This is a genomic window from Candidatus Melainabacteria bacterium (assembly GCA_003963305.1).
Classification (GTDB): domain Bacteria; phylum Cyanobacteriota; class Vampirovibrionia; order Obscuribacterales; family Obscuribacteraceae; genus PALSA-1081.
Map to the genome: position 1 here is coordinate 66,744 of RXJR01000016.1, position 18,405 is coordinate 85,148.

An 18,405-nucleotide genomic window follows, 5' to 3' on the forward strand; every position below is an offset into this window, starting at 1 on the left:
TTCCGACAAATTCAACAACTACATGCAAGCATTCGCTAGCGCGAGCTGCTCATACGGGCGCTTTCTTTGCGGCAAGTGCAGTAGCTCGTTTAAACAAATCCGGAGACCTTAAGCGAGTACAGAGCTGCTCAAAATCTGACTTCGGTCCCAGCCAGCGCAAATGGTCAACATTGTCGAACAGTTGAATATCCGTCTTCAGGGTGGCAAGTGTGCGATAGAGTATGGCTTCATCCCACGAGTCAAATAAGATGCCGGCCAGTTTTTTGCTGTTGCGAATAGTCTTGTCCCACTGATCGGGATTTTGGGGAATATTTTCAAAGTGATTGTATAGAAGCAACACAGAGGCCGCGGCTTTTGCTCCCCAACCGGGAATACCAGGATAACCATCAGCGGTGTCACCAACCAGGGCAAGAAAGTCGGGAATCGAAGCCGGTCTGACGCCAAACTTTTCTATAATCCCCGCTTCGTTGCGGAGGATTTCACGCCGGCGATCAAGCTGGACGACACGGTCACCAACAACACTCTGTGCCAGATCTTTGTCAGGCGTACAGATAACAACCTGCTCAACACGAGAATCTTCAGCCGCGCGTGCTGCTCCCGAAGCTAATGCATCATCCGCTTCAAATTCCACCATGCGCCAGACAGCCACCCCCATGGACTCGAGAGCATCTTCAATAATTGGAAACTGAGAAAATAAATCAGGCGCGATTCCTTCACCAGTTTTATAGTAGGGATATAAATCATTCCGAAATGACTCAATGACGTGGTCTGTAGCCACAGCAAGATGTGTAGTTCCCTTACTCAGCATAGAGAGAACTGAGCTGAGGACGCCTCTCACTGCAGCAATCTCTTGCCCTGTAGCATCGGTAGAGTGAGGCACTGCAAAATAGTGACGAAACAGCTCGTAGGTACCGTCGACCAGGTGTACTTTCATCTATCGGACCTGCCAATCGAGCGAGCGAGCAAGCACGGGCTAAGCTCTACACGAAAGACACCATGTTAACACGTCCCTGAAAGCACTTACATCTGCACGTTCTGGGGGTTTGCTGCGGTATGCCTGGCGCCTGAAATTGTATTGAGTTCAATGTGAACCGGCGTAACTTCCGTAGTGTACTTTTCACGGTCTACACGCGTGCCAAATAATCCGTAAGCCATGAACACAAGCGCCGCAAAAACCATTCCTAATACGAGGGACTGCAAGGTGCGACTGGATTTTCTGTACGACCTCTCTAAACTCTCAAGGTCTGATCTAGCCTGCCTGAGAGCTGCTGTGTCGGGACCTAGTTCTGTTTTACTGCTGTGCGTCTTACCTGGTCGATCTACTAATTTCGTTTCCATCATTCGCTCACTTTCTATAGAGAAGTTGACGTCTGAGAGGCGCAACTGTTCCCTTGTTGCGGGGTTTCGGCACCCGTCAGTAATGGAGCATGTTGTCAAGAATCAGGAACCGAGCGGTAGCAGTACGCGTCATTGCCTTGCAGTAATAACGTTCACGATTCGATCGTTGGAGGATACCCATGAGAACATTCGATTTGATTGAATATCAGAGAGATGCGCGCAGCAGAAAGCAACCCAGAGAACTTTTTGCGCTCTGGGAAGAAGTCTGCCACCACTACGACCGGGGACTTATCGGACAATATGACCTTGATGAGATGAAAGCAGTTATCTGGCCAAACTTGCATGCACTGAGTGTGCTGAAAAGCACCATCGATCATTCTTTCAGAACTGCTGCCTAGCAGCGCCAGACCAGCCAAGCTGGAGGGGCGTACACGCGTGCTATTGCACTCTTTCAAGAGACATTGACCAGCGACGAGTGGTAGCATTGGTCTCATTCTTGAGTGAGACGTTATGACAACTAAACTTACATTTGTCACGTACGACGGGCTACCGGATCTCGATGCTGATGACAGATTGGTTGCCGAGGAATTGAGGAAGCGCGGCTATACCTGTGCTGTCGCTAACTGGCGCAGCGCCGAGCAAAATTGGGCAGAGGCAGGCGTTTGTGTGGTCCGTTCTACCTGGGATTACCATTTGTATTATCAGGAGTTTCTCTCCTGGATAGAGAAAGTATCAGCTCAGACGAAGCTGTTGAACGACGCTGGTGTCATACGCTGGAATAGTAACAAGCGCTATTTGTTCGATCTCGAGCGTGCAGGCATTCCGATTGTGCCGACCGTGCTGTTTGAACAGAACGCTCAGATCGATTTGAGAGCAGTGCTGACGGAACGCGGATGGCAGCGAGCGATTTTGAAACCAGTGATCGGCTTGAGCACATTTGGAGTGCGCAAAATCGAATCGACTTCACCCGACATCCAGGCGCAACTGGATGCGATGCTGAAAAATTCTGACGTTTTATTGCAGCCTTTTGTAGAAACCGTCCATAAAAGAGGAGAACGAGCGCTTGTCTTTATAGGTGACGATTATTCTCACACTATTCGCAAGAGTGCCTTCCAACCTCTGGCACAGGCTGGAGAAGCTGGAGAAACTCTGGAAGAGACTGACCCGAGCGAACTTACTCTGGCTCGAAAGGTGCTCGCAGAAGTCAAAACTCCGGTCGCATTTGCCAGAGTGGACTTGATTCGGGATACAAATGGACAAGATCTGCTAATGGAGTTGGAGCTAGTGGAGCCATCGCTTTATCTCAATATGTTTCCGGCTGCCATACCGCGCTTAGCGGACAGACTTTGCCAGTTGGCAACAGTCGAACAGGGAGCTCGTGTGCAATAATCTTGCTGCACACGCCGGAGAACCTTTGTGTCCGCCACAGTACGACAACTGACAATTGAAGATTATGAAGCATCTGAACACGTAATCAAAACGAGTTTCAGTGACAGATTGCGCATGCCTGATCCTGATCTTTTCCTCGGCGGTGGCAGTCTGAAAGGGCGTTTCCTGATGGACCCTGAGGGCGTTTTCGGTGCGGAGGAAAACGGCGAGATTGTCGGCGTCAATATCGCTACAACCTGGGGAAGCTCCGGTTACTTTGGTCCTCTAGCGGTCGCACCGACGCGCCAGGGACAAGGCATAGCACAGCAGCTCTTGATGCCTGTCATGAGCCTTTTCCATAAGCGCAACGTGACCAACGCTGGACTATTCACTTTTCCAGATAGCGCTCAACACATTTGTTTGTACAAAAAGTTCGGATTCATGCCCCGCTTCCTTACCGCTATCATGTCCAAGCCACTTGAATCGACGCCGTCAAAAGAGGTGAGAGTATGGAGCTATGCTGGTTTTAGAGAAGCCGAGCAAGCCGATTTTCGCCAATCAGCACGAGAACTGACAGACCAGATCTACCCGGGCTTAGACCTGCAGAGGGAAATTTCCATTGTGCACGAACTGGGTCTGGGAGATACTGTCTTCATAGGCTCGGATACGTTAGATGGATTTGCCATTTGTCACTATGGAGAGGGCTCCGAGGCCAAGCGCGGCTCTATGTACATCAAATTCGCGGCTGCACGACCAGGGTCTAACAGCTCCGTCTTGTTCAACAGTTTGCTGATGGCATGCGAATCAACTGCTCGTAAAGCTGGTGTGACAAAAATTGCCGCCGGTGTCAGCACCGCGCGTGATGGCGCCTTCGAATGCATGCTTGGAGCCGGATACAAGATCGATTATCTCGGCGTTTACATGCACAAACCCAATGAACCGGGCTATTGCAGACCGGATGTCTACGCCATTGACGACTGGCGCTGAGCATATTACTTTTGCGGCGGCTCGAAACGATAGCCGACACGATGAACAGTGTGAATGAATGACTTCTCACCGGGGTTGTCTATTTTGCTGCGCAAACGAGTGATGTGTACTCGCACTGTATCCGGTGCAGCATCAGATTCCGAAGACCAGACATGATTAAGTATCGCCTCCTGGCCAAAAACCTCGTTGGGATGACGCATGAAAAACTCGAGCAGAGCGAATTCACGTGGCAAGAAAGAGAGTTCTTTGTCACCCTTCATCACTTTGAATGCCTGCGGGTCGAGGGTGAGGTCACCGGCCGTTAACACAGAATCTGTTCGGTTAGCACCAGAGCGCCGCAACAGGGCCCGCAACCTGGCTGAAAGCTCCCTGGGATGAAACGGCTTCGTCAAATAATCGTCGGCACCGGAATCTAACCCCTGCTCCTTATCAAGATAGTCCGTTTTACCGGTCAACATGAGCAGGGGTATATTGCCACCAGTGCCGCGATAGTGACGCACGATATCGGGACCATCCATACCGGGCAGTTGCCAATCGAGAATGGCAATGTCGTAGTCATACATGCGAAGACGTTCGCAGCCCTCTTTGCCATCGTTCACAACATCAACAATATGATGTTCTCCGACCAGCCATTCTTGCAGCACTTCGACCAGTTCCTTATCGTCTTCGACAACAAGAATTTTTGCCATTTATGACCTCGATGAATCCTGATTTACAGGGTCTGGCTCCAGCTTATGGAGATATTCCCAAATCCTATCTAATCAAGTCAAGCGTTACCAGAAACTGAAACTTCGCCAACTTATGATGCACAACAGTCCAAGTTCTCGATTGTGGGTTCTGATTGCGGATTGTTGAGTCGATTGAATTCACTTTCAAACTACTATTCGTCTATAACAGACAACGAGTATGCAACATTGAACCATATATGGTGCCAGATCGATATCCAGGAGTACCCGAATAATTGTCATGAAGTGATTTGTTGATTTAATAGCTGGTCCAGAACCCCGAAATGACATAGTATGGTTAATGAACACTGTCGAGTACAAGTAGAACCATGGCCAACAAAACACAGTTATTAGCACCGATCGCGATTTGCATCTCATTACTATCCGGTTGTAATTCAACTTCCACATCAACGACAAATACAGCCACAACGACCGCGACATCGGCAACGAGTGCTCCCATCGAGGCACCAAAGGCGACTGGTCCCGAGCGCTGGGGCTACCTGGACAAAGCAGGCAAATGGGCAATCAAACCTCAATTCGATCAAGCCGAAACTTTTTCCGAGCAGAAGGCTGCGGTGAGGTTCGGCGATCAGTGGGGCTTCATCAACAAAACTGGTGACTTGTGCGTCAAGCCGATTTTCAAAAAAGTGCACAAATTTTCTGATGGTATGGCTGCAGCTGTCGACGATTACAAGTGGGGATTTATTGATGAGAAAGGCGATCTTGTCATCAAACCTGACTACAAAGGCGCAAGCGAATTTTCAGAAGGCATGGGTGCGGTCAATTCGGATGAGAAATGGGGATTTGTCGACAAAACCGGCAAAGTCGTAGTCAATCCGCAGTATGAAGCGGTAGGACCATTCTCTGAAGGATATGCGGCTGTTAAGCCACCTGGCGGCAAATGGGGCTATATCGACAAAACAGGAGCGGAAGTTGTTCCTCAGACATATGATGATGCCAAGCCATTTTCGCAAGGATTAGCCGCGGTCTGTACCGAAAACAAATGGGGTTACGTCAATGACAAAGGCAAATTGTTGATTGCGGCGCGATTTGCCAAAGCCTGGCCGTTTAAAGACTCTATTGCCGAAGTTAGAAACGAAGAAGACAAAGTCGGATTCATCGATAAAGATGGAGTTGTTGTCTGGAAAAACGCCTACGAATCTCGCGAACAGTTTCCGGAAAAACGTGGACTGTTGCAAGAAGCCGGAAAGTGGGGGTACCTCAATGAGAAAGGCGCCAACGTCATTCCGTTCAAATTTGACGAAGCCGCAGATTTCAGCGGCGGACGGGCGATGGTGCGTGTAAAGGGCAAATACGGATTCATCGATCCAAAAGGTGCGCTTGTGATACCAGCCAAATATATCCACGCTAAATCGTTTGAAGATGGTCTGGCTGCTGCATCAGTTTCGGCTTCCTCTTTACCGAAAGAAGCCGCGCCGGCCGCACCGAAAACTGACGCTGGCAAGTCGACAACTGACAACTCTAAAGCTGCGCCATCGACAACATCAGCAACTCCAACCGACACAAAAGCTAAGTAAACTAGCCGCCGCCGAATAGAAAATCATTCGGGTTAGTCATGTTTCCCAGTTGATTCTGGAGGATATATTGTCCTTCAGCTTCGTTACCTGGCAGTAGATGCCCTGATTGACCTGAGAAAAACTGCTGAAAAGTCTCACCCGGTGCCATCCAGCCCATGATTTGTCCGTTGTGAGTATTCTGAACTGCGATCCAGTCGGGTCCAATAGCATAAGGCGGTGTAACCGGGGCTTGTTGTCCGCCGCCACTACCACCGGTGCTGCCACCGTTTAGACCAGCCCCGGCGCCGTTTGTCTGGCGATTGCCGTTATTGGCGCCAGCCATACTCCACTCCCCGGGAGGAGCAATGAATTCATCTGCGCCCCAGGCATCCGGAAGATACGAGCCGTGTCCAGTCGTCAAACCTCTATCTCTAATATTGAAAATGCCGTTGTTGATTCGGTGGACGGTACTGAAACCCATATATGGCGGAATATCTGTTGTACCTTCATCGCCGTAGATATGCTCCGCCTCACCGGCTGCCTCGTGCACAAAACTGTCCGTGGTGCATGGTGGCAGACCGTTGCGCATGCCGATTTTAGTGCCCTGAGCCAGACATTGCTGCGAGCTGACGGCAACGAGAGTAAAAACAGCCAGGGCCAATCTGGAATAACGCATTTCAATATCCTTGGAGCAGGGCGTGCTCAAACAATAAACGGTCCAGCGTGACATCGATATGACACGTGTATGACATAGTCGTGACATTGACAGCGAGCCAAATGACATCGTTCCGACACATTTTTGACAGGCGTAAGTCCATAACCGGTCCAGGACGCTACCTGATGCCGATAGTTGAGGGTTGTGAATTTGAAAACTCAGCTGAGCTCGGCAGCGATCAAAACGGGTGATAATGAGCAACAGGAGGAACTGTGCTCGACAAATTTGCCATTGCCGCCGCATTGCGTGAAATTGGAATTTTGCTCGAACTAAAGGGCGAAAATCCATACAAAGCCCGTGCCTATGAGAACGGCGCCGCGACAGTGGAGGGTATACCAGAGGAACTCAGCCAGGTGATCGACGAAAAACGTCTGACCAGATATAAAGGTATCGGAGATGCCCTGGCCGCCAAAATTGCCGAACTTCATAACACCGGTCGCTCGACCCTTTTGGAAGAGCTTCGCAAAGAACTGCCGCCCGGAATAATCGAACTGTCTCAAGTTCCCGGTTTGAGCACCAGGAAAATTCAACTCCTCCATGATGCCCTGGGCATCTCTTCAATTGCTGAACTTAAGATGGCGTGTGAAATCGACGCTGTCAGCAAAATAAAGGGCTTCGGTGAAAAGTCTCAACTGAAAATCCTCGAGGGCATCAAAGAGTACGAGTCGCGAGACGAGAGTATTCTCCTGGTAGACGCTCGCCAACTTTGCCGACAATTGACAGACTATTTGAAATTCGTCGAGGGCATAAGCGCTGTTGAAGTGACTGGTTCAATCAGGCGCTGGAAAGAATCGGTAAGGAATTTCAATGTACTCGTCTGTGCAACAAGACCAGCCAGAGTTTTCGAAGCTCTGGAGAAGTTTCCCCTCGTCACAAAAGTGCTGGAGAAAGACGAAGCAAGAATGATTGTCCGCCTTGCAAACGGGCTTAAGATCAATCTTTTTGTTTCATCGAAAGACAACCTCCCCTATGCACAACTGAGAGAAACTGGCTCTAATAGCCACGTTGAGCAACTCATGGAGATTGCAGGCGCAAAAGGATACAGTCTTGACGCAACAGGACTCAGGCAAGGCAACCGAAAGATTATCTGCGCATCTGAAAAGGACATTTATAACCAACTGGGATTGCCTTACATTCCACCTGAACTGCGCGAAGCTGACGGCGAACTCGAAGAGATAGCCAGCGGCAATGATTTCTCAGACTTGATCTGTCTTGAAGATATTCAAGGAATGACTCACTGCCATTCTACTTATTCGGACGGCCGCAACAGCATCGAAGAAATGGCTCTGGCAGCACAGGAAATGGGGATGAAATACATAACCATTACAGATCATTCGCCCTCGGCGCACTATGCAGGCGGCGTCACGATCGACAAACTGAAGCGACAGTGGGAAGAAATCGATCGGGTTCAGGAGAAGGTCGAGATCAAAATTTTGAAGGGCACCGAATCCGATATCTTAGATTCGGGAGCACTCGATTATCCAGACGAAGTGTTGAACCAGTTCGACATTCTGATTGGCAGCATCCACTCACGCCTGAAAATGGACGAAGATCAGATGACCAGGCGACTGGTTCATTGTATGCGTTTGCCTCAGTTTAAAATTTGGGGACACGCCCTCGGTCGCCTCGTGCTCAGACGCCCGCCACTCTCATGCCGCCTGGAAGAAGTTCTCGATGCTGCGGCCGAATCGAATGTCGCCATAGAAGTAAACGGTGATCCCTATCGCCTGGATATGGAAGCGCGCTGGATCAAGCTAGCGCGCAAACGTGGCATCAAATTCGTTATCTCCACCGATGCACACGGCATAAGGGATCTTCAGAACTTGAAATACGGTGTGCACATGGCTCGGCGTGGGGGACTATCTCGCCAGGAAGTATTGAATGCACTGCCCGTGGATAAGTTCAAGCAGGCTGTACTCCCCAGGCGACAGGGGCACTGATATTGCCTTACGCAGCGGCAATTGTTGTCGTTGGAAAGAAGGTAAAGTTTTTAGGAACATCAAAGTGCGCGGAGCGTCTTTTCACCTAGTTCACCGGGAGGACATCACATGCTCAGCGACGACGCACCTGAAGTGCGTTGCGCCGGACGCTTTCGTAATTGAGCGCGCGCTCTCGATCAATGTCAAAGATCCGCATGTAGTGCCGTTTCGCATCACCCAACTGTAAGAGAATCTAGCCTTTTCACAGCTTCAAAAGCGCTTTTGAAATCGGGTTGACTTCACTCGTACGCCCGAAAATCAAGCGCTGAAGCCGCTAAACCATTGACGGAATCGCAGTTTCCAAGCAGAATGAATACAAGTACTCTGCGGAGTATGAAGGTAAGAGTCAGATGAATGCCACCATAAGCAAACCATTACTAACAAAACGAAGAGCTCACGGGGTCGATGGGAAGCTCGCTGCGGCAGCGGCTATATGCTGCGCATTCCTTTTCAATTTCAATGCACCGGCTCAGGCTGGCGACATGAACATTACTACCATAGGCAACCAGCAAATCAGAACTGCCGATAGAAACCCAGTCTTCTTTGTCACCGATAGAAAAGAGACTATTGAAGGTGACAAGGTACGGTTTGTAGACGGGCGCTCATCAAAACTCAATTATGGTATCAGCTATCCTGACGCTGATTCAGACAACAAGATCAAGACACTTGTTTTTGACAATGCCGACCAGTTTTATGCTGAACTGGCGAAATACGACAAAGGTGAACCGATCTGTTTTCTGCACGGCTATCACCGCAATTTCAAAACATCTGTGCAATTAGGGTTTGAGACAGCAAAGGGACTCAACAGACCCATTGTTCTGTTCTCGTGGCCAACGCGCAACAGCTACGTGAAGTATTTCGTTGACGAGACTAATGCCGAATGGGCCGGTCCTCATTTCGCAGCATTTCTAAACGAACTGGGTAATCATGTTCCCAGTCGCAATATTACTCTCATCGCTCACAGTGTAGGCGCGAAAGTGATCACTTCTGCTTTCCAGACTCTAGCTTTGAATCGCTCTTCAAGCGATCTGCCAAAGTTCGGCAAAGTACTGATGTGTTCACCAGACATCGACCGCGACATTTTTGTAGAGCAAGCACCTCTAGTGAAATTGTTTGGATCTGACGTGCGCATCTACGTTTCAGCCAGGGACAAGCGCATTGCACTTTCCAACTTCTTTCATGGCGGTTACAGAATCGGCTCAGCAACTAAACTTCGGAACATTGAAGGCATTGAAATCGTAAACTTTGAAGCGGAAGATAAGGGTCGTTTTGGTCACTCAATTCCATACGCGCTTCTCTCGAGAGCACTGAAGGGTGAAGTCGCAGCTTCAGCAGAACATACCTCGACTAAGTCTTTTCAGCCACTTGTGCCCTGATGCTTTAGTGCCGACTCCGAAGTTTGGTGAAGACTCTTAAGCTGAAGCATATGCAATGGAAGTTACCTTGATATACTTGCAGCCAGGTATCGCTCAACATTCCTCCTGCGAGATTATTGCTTTGGTAAGGTTTTTTCTATATCCATTCATTGCAGCGCAAGTAGCCCTGGAAATGACGGCAGCTGAAGGTCGTAAGCAGGTGCGAAACGCACTACAACATTTGGTCGTCGATACGCTTTCAGATACAAAGGAAATCAACGAGTTGAAAGCTGAGATTGCAGTTTTACGCTCTGAAATCAAACAACTGCGTTACGAGCGCAATAGCCAGAATGGTAATACGCGCGTCAGCAGTCGTTAGAATCAAATCGACGACAGCATGATCTGAACTGGATTATGAACTGATCCGGATTCAACAATCTGAGCTATATTCGAAGCGCTGAATATACCTTTCAGCGCTTCCTGCTGCTCAGGGCAATGCCGGCTACGAGTGCACCTACCAGACCGCCCCCTAATGCCCGCAAAGTCTTGCTGCGCCATTTCTTCTGGAAATAAGGGTGCTGTTCTCCCGCTTGTTCTACCAGCACTTCTTCCCGAGTTTTCATGCCCGAACGCAACCCACGAATTGCTCGAATCGCCTGATCTTCAGTCAACAAGCCCTTCTTAATCAATCCGTGACAGCGCAAAGCGAACTGGAGAGTCGGTTCATCCGTCAAACCCATCGCGATAAAAACACGTCCGGAAAGTAACGGATCGGAAAGCATTTGTTCATAACTACGTTGCACTTCATGCTGAGTAAAAACCCCAGCTTGTTTAAAAAGTTCGACCAATCTGGGCGGCGTCACTTCCCGAGCTTCGGCAGCGTCAGAAGCTGGTCGGCATTCTCCGGCCGACTGCACACGGGGCGAACCGTCCGCCAACTTTGATTTTGGTGATTCGCCCTCTGAACATTCTGACTCTTCATTTATGGCAGTGTTGTCCAATCTCGCAGCTTTGTCCAAACGAGCGGCGTTGAGAGTCGCTTCGGATGTGTCTAGCATCACGCTCAAGATTTCCGAACCAGAATTAGGCGGCACCAGCTGTTCTGAATAGTTACTTTGCAAGGCGTCTGCCAGTGAATTCCAGGATTCGTCGGCCCTTAACCAGATCAAAAACGATTCTTTCAATTCGGCGATCGCTTCATCGCGCGATTTCTCGTTACTGCGAATTTGCTCATGCGCTCTCAAAATGCTTGGAAAAAAATTCGCCGACAGCGTGCCCTGCAGAACAAGAGCACCGCTCAGTGGTATATCAGCTTCGTTGCTGGTTCGCATTGCCATCTCGAGTTGCTCTTGCGAAATAATATTGGAATCTAAGAGCAGGTCTACAAGTGAGTTTGAAAGCTCCTGTTGATAGCTGGGCGCAACGTTCAATTCTTGCAACGCTTGCTGCAAGGTTCGCTTATCCCTGGCAACCATTCGTAGCGCATCACCGGCAAGATCAACTGATACCAGACCTTCATTGATAACAATCTGGGCTTGCAGAGCCGCTTGCAGCAAATGCTCAGAGACCGTGCCCGCCATAATCAATACACGCCCAACTGGAATTTGCAGACGATGTGACACCTGAATTGCTTCGATGACATCACTTGTATCAAGCAGTCGTGCGCTGACGAGCAGTTCTCCGATCTTTATTACTTTCGCTTCAGTCGTCATTATGTCCCCTCGACTCACTCTGCATTCCTTCGACGGCTGAAGGAACTTTGAAAAATTAGCAGAGTAAACATACAACGAAGAGCGAGGAAACGTCTTAATTTACAGACAATTTGACTGGATCGAAATTTGAATTAAGCTTCTGTGTCTAAGCAGATTTACTTCCTATATTCGCTTTATTGCGACCGTATACAACATCAATATTTTCAGGCGTGACGGCGGGCATGCCAGTGCGTTGCTCTACGACCTTATCGCGCAGTAATTTTTTGCCGGCGAGGAGCATTTGCGTTTTCACCACAGAACTTCCCTCGCTAGAACCTGGAGGCTCGATTTCACTTGAGTCCAGATGCAGTGGCACGATTACTTGAACCTCATAGCCCTGCTTCTCCATGTGATTGAGGACTCGTTCCAACATGTCCACACGAATTTGATTTACTCTCCACTCAAACATTAAGCGACCTCCTCGGACGACCACCTACCCATATATTTGTATGGTATTCGGACAAGTCAAACAAGGCAAGTTATTTCTTCCAAAGATCTCAAAGACTCAGTTCAGACGAAATCGCAAGACCAGACTCATCGTCCAGCGCCTGGAACCCAAATTACCTGAATTACGTCAAACAGCCCGACAGCAAACAAAGTTGACGAAACCCGGGAGGTTATGATGGTCGAAGTTTATACAGAAAATGGTCGTATAGTCGAGAAGAACTGCGCGGTCAACCAGGAATGCAAAAAGACTCGAACCATGCGTCTTGCTGCAGTCAGTCTTGGAACAGCTCTGCTTCTATCACTGATAGGTGCATACAACCTCAATGCCGACGTCAAGGATCTGACTGGCAATAAGGTCGCCTACATCGAAAACAGAGTCTCTGACTTAGACACACAGATGTAACTGTTCAATCGCATAGAGCCAGCCGGGGCGCAGGTAATCTGCGCCTTTCGCGCTATTTATCAACTTCGGAGCTATCGGGTTATCGCAAACTAGCTTCAGGAAAGAATAATCCAACATAGGTTCGCTTCCACCACTCACCAGTTTTAGCAAGCTCGCTCAAGTTGGTGAACTGGTAATCGTAGAGAGAAGCACGCACGAATTTCGGAGGCTTTCCGTTGAATGGTTCAGACAACAGAAGTGCCCTCACATCAGGCGAATTTTGCAACAAGCGAAATACAAAATGAGCGAACCAGGGACTATCACGGCGTGTTCCCAGGGCTGCAAACCACATTTGCCAATCGAGTCTCGGCTGGTACGGTGCTACCCATGGTGGCGCGCGATGAACATCACCCGGTTTGAATATAAATTCGTAGGGCATCCAGTTAGTGCCGTCTTGACTGGCCTCAACAACTATTTCTTTTCGGGACGTAGTCATCACTGCAAACAATCCGTACCCATTAGATATATACCAGGGTGAAAGAACATAAGAAAAGAACTTGATCGGTTCCGGAGCAAAACTCAGGTTGTGACCAATAGTCAACGTAGCGATCAATGTCACCAGAACAGTCGATCTTGCTTTATCCCAGAAGCCGCCACGTCGAGGAGCAGCCCTGGCAATGAGAGAGCGAAATAATCCGCTCAGCGGTGCCAGTTTGATCTTCTCTAGTAATGCATCATCGAGCAAAAGCAGGCAAAGCAAAATTGTAAGCCAATTAAAGAAAGTGTAGTTTCCCGTAACCAAGATCAGCACTTGCAAAAGTATCATCGAGAATGCTGCAATCAGGCGCAGTTTGCCAGGCACAAAGATAAAAAAGGGTAGGACCAGTTCAATGAAAAACATGATCGCCACGCAGAATTTCTGATACCAGTCCGGCAGTTGAGCGGCAAGCCATCCAAGCGGCGTCGGCAGGGGCTGTGTCCAATAGTGGTAGTGCAGGGCGCTCAAGTCATGCCAGGTAATATCGCCGCTGAGAAGTTTGACAGCACCTGAAGACAACATCAATTTAAAGAGTAAGAAGCGCAGAAGCCACAACACAAGCGGCGAGGGCTCAGGAAATTCAGCTGTCGGATTTTCCTTCTTTAACGGCAGATCAACGAGCTTGTAGTGCGAGAAGAAGATGGAGAGAAATCCCGTTTCCAACAGAAGCACGTCCCACTGAAAACTCATAAAGTCACCGCCGACGGTGACAATCGATAAATACATAAGCCATAAAAAAACGAGAAGCGGACCGGTGCAAACACCGACCATCACAAACAATGAAAAAACAATGCCGCTGCCTGCCAGCAGTCGTATTGCCGCATCTGAACAGTTAAACCAGAACAGAGTCGGACAGGATAAGAACGGCACGGCACCGAGACTATCACGTGCATCTTTGAGAAACAGGTGAGCCGGCAAGATGCCGTGTTCGCCAATCAACCCAGCTGCTTGTACAAAGAAGGATGCAAAGGCGACGAAATAGATGAACCCAAGCCCCCGCAGGAACAACCATCGAACCAATATATGCGTTGGAGGTGCTTTCCTGGCTGACGATTCCAACAATTTCGTCATCACCAAACGCCCCCTGAGAGAACTGGGAATTAGACGCCCGCAAAAAGCATAACGATTGCTCCTCGGACTATCATTATCAGAGAAACATCCCCTTGCATCGTGATGACTGAGAGCAAAAGCTTTACAATAAGACTGGCAGGTTCGGGAGGAATGATGGTCCGCAGCAAGTTACGTCCGCTCATTACCGGAATTTTTCTGGCTATTTCCGTGGGCGCGCACGCCTCAGGTCAAACTCCATTCCAGCCTGACAATCAAGCAATTCAACTCTACAATGACGGCGTCGCTCTTGTTCAGGCGCACGACCTCCAGAACGCCGAGTCAAAATTCAGGGATGCTATTTCGATCTCGCCAAAATTTGCCGATGCACACAGCAATTTGGGCACTGTGCTTGTTCAGCAAGGAAAGTATGACGATGCCATGGCTGAATTGCAAAAGGCAACACAGTTGAAACCAACTTCTCCCCCCGCATGGGGTACGCTGGCGACCTGCTATCAGTCACTGGGTCGAACAGAAGATGCGATAGCAGCATTCAAAACCTTTTTGCAGCTGAGCCCAGATGCTCCCGAAGCAGCTCAGGTGCGCAGTGGCATCGCCATGTTAGAGAACGAACTGAAGCGCACAGGCGGAGCAAAAGCAGTAGCACAGAATCCCAATGATTACTTCGAAGATGCAACGCAAAACGGCATCGCACGGTGGCCACAATCGAGATTACCCATCACTGTTTCAATCAAGCCTGATCCCAATGTACCAGGGTTCAGACAAGAATATGTCGATGTGCTGAAGCAAGCGTTCACCGATTGGGAAGAGGCATCTCAGGGCGCAATCAAGTTTCAATTCACCGATGATCCATCAGCAAAAATTGTTTGTACCTGGACTGACGATACAAAGCAAATGATTTCGTCAGCAGAGGGTGGTCACGCAGTTGTCGTGCCTGACTCGAAGGGCATTTTGAAGGTGAATATCATTCTTCTTTCTGTGCCACCACTGGGCACTCAAAAGCTATCGGCAAATTATGCTCGGCGCATCGATCTTCATGAAATCGGGCATGGTTTGGGCATTCTGGGGCACAGCAAGACACCCGGAGACATCATGTTCAGCACGGTCATGCCGGCAGACACAGTGCCGCAACTTTCCAATCGCGACAAAGCCACCCTGGCAAAAATATATTCGGCCAGCGCTGAAATGTTAAGCAGCCATCCGCTCAACATGAATAAGATGATGATGTCTGGAGATCCAAACAGCAACGTAAATCAGCTGCTTCGATTGAATGCAGAAGCTGCTGATGCCATGAAACAGGGCAAAATAGCGCTTTCCGTTCAAAAACTAGAAGCTGCGCAAAAGCTCGATCCAAACTCGGAAATCGTCAATCACAACCTGGGTAGCGCCTATGCAAATTCCGGAATGATGGCTGCCGCAGTTCACAATTGGTCCTCAGCTGAAGCTTACTTTCTGCGGGCAATTCCGCTTCTAAACAAAGATGCCGACAAGACTAATCTCGTACAAGTTCTAAAAGCCTATTCCACCGTTTTGAAGTTGAGCGGAAGACCAGCTGATGCCGCCAAAATCGACGGTAAATTGAAGAGCCTTCCTGGTGCAGGCAAGTAGAACACTGAAGGCTTGAGAATTAAGCTTTGGCGGTTTTACCACCTTGCAGGCACAGGAACTTGATTTACGAAATTTATGCAAACAGGCAGCTGTTACTGGCACTTGACAACATTGTCGTATGCGTGAGAGCGTGGTAGCACGGGGTGTTCTTCTCGTGTAATCGCCCGGTCGGTTCGTAAGATCGGCTGGTCGCGATAGATATTCTGTACTACCGCTGCAGCAGGTGCATCCTTTGAATACAGAGGAACATGCTCAGAGAGCCTACGAGCAAGCGATGGACTTGCTTACAGGTGGGCAATATTCGGACGCCGTAGGTTTCTTCACAGATGCTCTGCAACTTAAGCCTGAGTTTGCGACGGTCTATTTCAACCGCGCTTTTGCCTACAACATGCTCGGTGAGCCGGAGAAGGCCATTGAAGACTACACGCAGGCCATTGCTCTGGACAACGAAAATGCCTGGGCATACATCTATAGAGCCTATGCACAGGGAGTTCTCGGTCGCCAGACAGAGGTGATTCTCGATTGCGGAAAGGCAATCGATATCAATCCAAAACTGGGACTTGCCTACACAGAGCGTGGTTACGCTTACTTTCAACAGGGACTCTACAGAGAAGCGGCGGCAGATTTCGGTGAATTCATTAATCTCACTCCTGATGACTCGAGCGCATACTACTGCCGCGCCATAGCTTACAGCGAACTGGAGATGCACGAAGAGTCAATTGCTGACCTGACAAAAGCTATAGAAATCAATCCTAAGGATCCCGGAGCCTACTTCTGCCGCGGCATTTCATATCACAACCTGAATCGATACCAGCAGGCTATTGAAGACTACACTCGTGCTCTTGACTTGAATCCAGAGTGCGTCGAAGCTTTCGAAAGCAGGCAGATCGCATATTCGCAGTTGTCTGTAGCACTGCACCAGATCATAGATTCTCCGAATGTAAAGAAAGCAAAAACGAGAACAAAAGTCCAGGAGCTGCTCTGGAAACTGGATGTCGCGATGCGCGAAAAGCAAGGCGTCAAGCAGTGTCCAGAAGAGGAAGAACGCATCCGGAATAAACTTTTGCGCACACCTTCTAAGTGATTCTCCGGACGATCTAACTTAAACGGGAAGCTACATCTCCTGTGAAATAAGTAACTCTAACATTCCAGTTTATAATTTGGGTCGTTCCAGTTAGCACAAGCGCTCGTTGCGGGTGCAGCAACCAGGCGCAATTGTTTTGCTGAACTAAATAGACTTGAGCGAGGAAATCACATGTCTAAGGCACTCGTAATTCTCTCCGGCGGACAAGACAGCACCACCTGTTTGTTCTGGGCTAAAGAGCGCTACGACGAGGTAGTGGCTTTGACCTTCAATTACAACCAACGCCATATCAGAGAAATTGAAAGCGCCAGAATGGTGGCAAAATTAGCCGCAGTTGAGCATGAAGTCATCGACATGGGGCCTATCTTTGCCGGACTCAGTCCACTTACAGATCTGAAACTGGAGGTCGACAGCTATAAATCGGCGCACGATTTGCCCGGAGGACTGGAGAAAACTTTTGTGCCGGGACGCAACATACTTTTCCTTTGTGTAGCAGCCAATCGCGCCTATGTGACTGGTTGTGACGCTATGGTGATCGGGGTTTCAGAGGAAGATTTCGGAGGTTATCCCGACTGCCGCGCCGAATTCATCGAAAAAATGGAAGCAGCATTGACAAGTGGGCTGGATAAAAGCATCGCCATTGTCACGCCGCTCGTTCATCTGTCCAAGAAGAAAACCGTTGAACTGGCGCAATCGCTGGAGGGATGTCTGGACGCCCTCTCATTTACAACCACTTGCTACAACGGTGAAGTGCCTCCATGCGGGCACTGTCACTCATGTTTGCTCAGACAGAAGGGTTTCGAAGAAGCCGGTGTGCCCGATCCTCTCCTTGTCCGGGGTACTGCCGATGCTCGGTAAGAATCCTGTCCGCCCCCAGCAATTAAACGACGGGCAGTCTCTCTGGATTCAGTCTGTCTTTTACACATTGCAGGGCGAAGGTCCATTTATCGGTAAACCTGCGGTTTTCGTCCGCCTCTCCGGCTGCAATTTAAAATGTTTCTGGTGCGACACTGATTTCGAGTCGTCGACATGGCAACCCAGTTTGAATGAATTGCTTGCGGACATTGAAATAAAGCGACCAGAGCATTGCAAATTTATAGTCATCACGGGTGGTGAACCGTTTCGACAGAATATTGCACCGCTAGTGGAGAGTCTGCTGAACAGCGGGTTGACCGTGCAGATCGAAACCAACGGTACACTCTGGGTTGACTTGCCGGTAAGTAAAAATTTGCATATCGTTTGCAGCCCCAAAGCCAATTTCATCCACGAAAAATTACTACCGAGAATAACGACTTACAAGTACGTTCTCGATGCCGACTCAATCGATCCGACAGATGGTCTGCCCAACAAATCTACTCAAAAGATGCATACAGCGGTTCAAATTGCACGACCGCCCGAGGATGGCGAAATCTTTGTCATGCCTATCGATTCTGGTGACGGCAAGCGAAATGAAGATAATAAGCGAGCTTGCGTGGACGTGGCCATGAAACACGGGTACAGAATGACCCTGCAAAGTCATAAATTATTGAACATTGATTAGAGG

At 49.1% G+C, this 18,405-nt stretch carries 19 protein-coding genes; 12 read left to right on the plus strand and 7 right to left on the minus strand.

The window, feature by feature from the left end; translation table 11 throughout:
• Positions 1–49: 49 nt before the first annotated feature.
• On the minus strand, positions 50–934 hold the full coding sequence (locus EKK48_16580) for a flap endonuclease (GenBank protein ID RTL40362.1): 885 nt from the start codon (positions 932–934) through the stop codon (positions 50–52).
• Between the two features lie 86 nt (positions 935–1,020).
• A complete protein-coding gene (locus EKK48_16585; protein ID RTL40363.1) occupies positions 1,021–1,341 on the minus strand; it encodes a hypothetical protein in 321 nt (106 codons plus the stop codon).
• 176 nt (positions 1,342–1,517) lie between these two features.
• Between EKK48_16585 and EKK48_16590 the strand changes: the two genes are divergently transcribed.
• The 3 genes from EKK48_16590 (at position 1,518) to EKK48_16600 (ending at position 3,693) form a co-directional block, all read left to right on the plus strand.
• The gene (locus EKK48_16590; protein RTL40364.1) at positions 1,518–1,736 is read left to right on the plus strand and encodes a hypothetical protein; all 219 of its coding nucleotides are present in this window, start codon (positions 1,518–1,520) and stop codon (positions 1,734–1,736) included.
• 112 nt (positions 1,737–1,848) lie between these two features.
• A complete protein-coding gene (locus tag EKK48_16595; GenBank protein ID RTL40365.1) occupies positions 1,849–2,727 on the plus strand; it encodes a hypothetical protein in 879 nt (292 codons plus the stop codon).
• Between the two features lie 27 nt (positions 2,728–2,754).
• A complete protein-coding gene (locus tag EKK48_16600) occupies positions 2,755–3,693 on the plus strand; it encodes an N-acetyltransferase (GenBank protein ID RTL40366.1) in 939 nt (312 codons plus the stop codon).
• Between the two features lie 5 nt (positions 3,694–3,698).
• On the opposite strand, the gene EKK48_16605 is transcribed toward EKK48_16600, so the two are convergent.
• Positions 3,699–4,382 carry a response regulator transcription factor gene (locus EKK48_16605; protein RTL40367.1) on the minus strand — a complete coding sequence of 228 codons (684 nt, stop codon included), beginning with the start codon at positions 4,380–4,382 and terminating at the stop codon, positions 3,699–3,701.
• Between the two features lie 365 nt (positions 4,383–4,747).
• On the opposite strand from EKK48_16605, the gene EKK48_16610 reads away from it, so the two are divergent.
• Positions 4,748–5,956 carry a WG repeat-containing protein gene (locus tag EKK48_16610; GenBank protein ID RTL40368.1) on the plus strand — a complete coding sequence of 403 codons (1,209 nt, stop codon included), beginning with the start codon at positions 4,748–4,750 and terminating at the stop codon, positions 5,954–5,956.
• A gap of 1 nt (position 5,957) precedes the next feature.
• On the opposite strand, the gene EKK48_16615 is transcribed toward EKK48_16610, so the two are convergent.
• Positions 5,958–6,611, minus strand: a complete 654-nt coding sequence (locus tag EKK48_16615) for a hypothetical protein (protein ID RTL40369.1) — start codon at positions 6,609–6,611, stop codon at positions 5,958–5,960.
• Positions 6,612–6,862: 251 nt separating this feature from the next.
• Here EKK48_16615 and polX point away from each other — a divergent pair, with 251 nt between their 5' ends.
• The 3 genes from polX to EKK48_16630 all read left to right on the plus strand — a co-directional run bounded on the left by polX (position 6,863) and on the right by EKK48_16630 (position 10,363).
• The gene (gene polX, locus EKK48_16620; GenBank protein ID RTL40370.1) at positions 6,863–8,590 is read left to right on the plus strand and encodes a DNA polymerase/3'-5' exonuclease PolX; all 1,728 of its coding nucleotides are present in this window, start codon (positions 6,863–6,865) and stop codon (positions 8,588–8,590) included.
• Between the two features lie 389 nt (positions 8,591–8,979).
• Positions 8,980–10,005: an alpha/beta hydrolase gene (locus EKK48_16625; protein ID RTL40371.1), complete on the plus strand. Its 1,026-nt coding sequence runs from the start codon at positions 8,980–8,982 to the stop codon at positions 10,003–10,005.
• Between the two features lie 55 nt (positions 10,006–10,060).
• Positions 10,061–10,363 (plus strand): hypothetical protein, encoded by a 303-nt coding sequence (locus EKK48_16630; protein RTL40372.1) that lies wholly within the window; start codon positions 10,061–10,063, stop codon positions 10,361–10,363.
• A 91-nt stretch (positions 10,364–10,454) separates the two neighbouring features.
• Here EKK48_16630 and EKK48_16635 read toward each other — a convergent pair whose 3' ends face one another.
• Positions 10,455–11,696, minus strand: a complete 1,242-nt coding sequence (locus tag EKK48_16635) for a hypothetical protein (GenBank protein ID RTL40373.1) — start codon at positions 11,694–11,696, stop codon at positions 10,455–10,457.
• A gap of 145 nt (positions 11,697–11,841) precedes the next feature.
• Positions 11,842–12,144 (minus strand): hypothetical protein, encoded by a 303-nt coding sequence (locus EKK48_16640; GenBank protein ID RTL40374.1) that lies wholly within the window; start codon positions 12,142–12,144, stop codon positions 11,842–11,844.
• A gap of 210 nt (positions 12,145–12,354) precedes the next feature.
• On the opposite strand from EKK48_16640, the gene EKK48_16645 reads away from it, so the two are divergent.
• Positions 12,355–12,585, plus strand: coding sequence for a hypothetical protein (locus tag EKK48_16645; protein ID RTL40375.1), 231 nt, complete (start codon positions 12,355–12,357; stop codon positions 12,583–12,585).
• A 79-nt stretch (positions 12,586–12,664) separates the two neighbouring features.
• On the opposite strand, the gene EKK48_16650 is transcribed toward EKK48_16645, so the two are convergent.
• On the minus strand, positions 12,665–14,173 hold the full coding sequence (locus tag EKK48_16650) for a lipase maturation factor family protein (GenBank protein ID RTL40376.1): 1,509 nt from the start codon (positions 14,171–14,173) through the stop codon (positions 12,665–12,667).
• A 102-nt stretch (positions 14,174–14,275) separates the two neighbouring features.
• Between EKK48_16650 and EKK48_16655 the strand changes: the two genes are divergently transcribed.
• The 4 genes from EKK48_16655 to EKK48_16670 all read left to right on the plus strand — a co-directional run bounded on the left by EKK48_16655 (position 14,276) and on the right by EKK48_16670 (position 18,402).
• On the plus strand, positions 14,276–15,778 hold the full coding sequence (locus EKK48_16655; protein ID RTL40377.1) for a tetratricopeptide repeat protein: 1,503 nt from the start codon (positions 14,276–14,278) through the stop codon (positions 15,776–15,778).
• 232 nt (positions 15,779–16,010) lie between these two features.
• The gene (locus EKK48_16660; protein ID RTL40378.1) at positions 16,011–16,862 is read left to right on the plus strand and encodes a tetratricopeptide repeat protein; all 852 of its coding nucleotides are present in this window, start codon (positions 16,011–16,013) and stop codon (positions 16,860–16,862) included.
• 171 nt (positions 16,863–17,033) lie between these two features.
• The gene (gene queC / locus EKK48_16665) at positions 17,034–17,720 is read left to right on the plus strand and encodes a 7-cyano-7-deazaguanine synthase QueC (GenBank protein RTL40379.1); all 687 of its coding nucleotides are present in this window, start codon (positions 17,034–17,036) and stop codon (positions 17,718–17,720) included.
• Positions 17,710–18,402 carry a 7-carboxy-7-deazaguanine synthase QueE gene (locus EKK48_16670; GenBank protein RTL40380.1) on the plus strand — a complete coding sequence of 231 codons (693 nt, stop codon included), beginning with the start codon at positions 17,710–17,712 and terminating at the stop codon, positions 18,400–18,402. The genes queC and EKK48_16670 overlap by 11 nt, the downstream gene beginning before the upstream one ends.
• Positions 18,403–18,405 lie beyond the last annotated feature (3 nt).

Coding starts and splice junctions, on each gene's coding strand:
- EKK48_16580 (RTL40362.1), bottom strand. CDS start 934: ATGAAAGTACACCTGGTCGACGGTACCTACGAGCTGTTTCGTCACTAT.
- EKK48_16585 (RTL40363.1), bottom strand. CDS start 1,341: ATGATGGAAACGAAATTAGTAGATCGACCAGGTAAGACGCACAGCAGT.
- EKK48_16590 (RTL40364.1), top strand. CDS start 1,518: ATGAGAACATTCGATTTGATTGAATATCAGAGAGATGCGCGCAGCAGA.
- EKK48_16595 (RTL40365.1), top strand. CDS start 1,849: ATGACAACTAAACTTACATTTGTCACGTACGACGGGCTACCGGATCTC.
- EKK48_16605 (RTL40367.1), bottom strand. CDS start 4,382: ATGGCAAAAATTCTTGTTGTCGAAGACGATAAGGAACTGGTCGAAGTG.
- EKK48_16610 (RTL40368.1), top strand. CDS start 4,748: ATGGCCAACAAAACACAGTTATTAGCACCGATCGCGATTTGCATCTCA.
- EKK48_16615 (RTL40369.1), bottom strand. CDS start 6,611: ATGCGTTATTCCAGATTGGCCCTGGCTGTTTTTACTCTCGTTGCCGTC.
- EKK48_16625 (RTL40371.1), top strand. CDS start 8,980: ATGAATGCCACCATAAGCAAACCATTACTAACAAAACGAAGAGCTCAC.
- EKK48_16630 (RTL40372.1), top strand. CDS start 10,061: ATGGAAGTTACCTTGATATACTTGCAGCCAGGTATCGCTCAACATTCC.
- EKK48_16635 (RTL40373.1), bottom strand. CDS start 11,696: ATGACGACTGAAGCGAAAGTAATAAAGATCGGAGAACTGCTCGTCAGC.
- EKK48_16640 (RTL40374.1), bottom strand. CDS start 12,144: ATGTTTGAGTGGAGAGTAAATCAAATTCGTGTGGACATGTTGGAACGA.
- EKK48_16645 (RTL40375.1), top strand. CDS start 12,355: ATGATGGTCGAAGTTTATACAGAAAATGGTCGTATAGTCGAGAAGAAC.
- EKK48_16650 (RTL40376.1), bottom strand. CDS start 14,173: ATGACGAAATTGTTGGAATCGTCAGCCAGGAAAGCACCTCCAACGCAT.
- EKK48_16655 (RTL40377.1), top strand. CDS start 14,276: ATGACTGAGAGCAAAAGCTTTACAATAAGACTGGCAGGTTCGGGAGGA.
- queC (RTL40379.1), top strand. CDS start 17,034: ATGTCTAAGGCACTCGTAATTCTCTCCGGCGGACAAGACAGCACCACC.
- EKK48_16670 (RTL40380.1), top strand. CDS start 17,710: ATGCTCGGTAAGAATCCTGTCCGCCCCCAGCAATTAAACGACGGGCAG.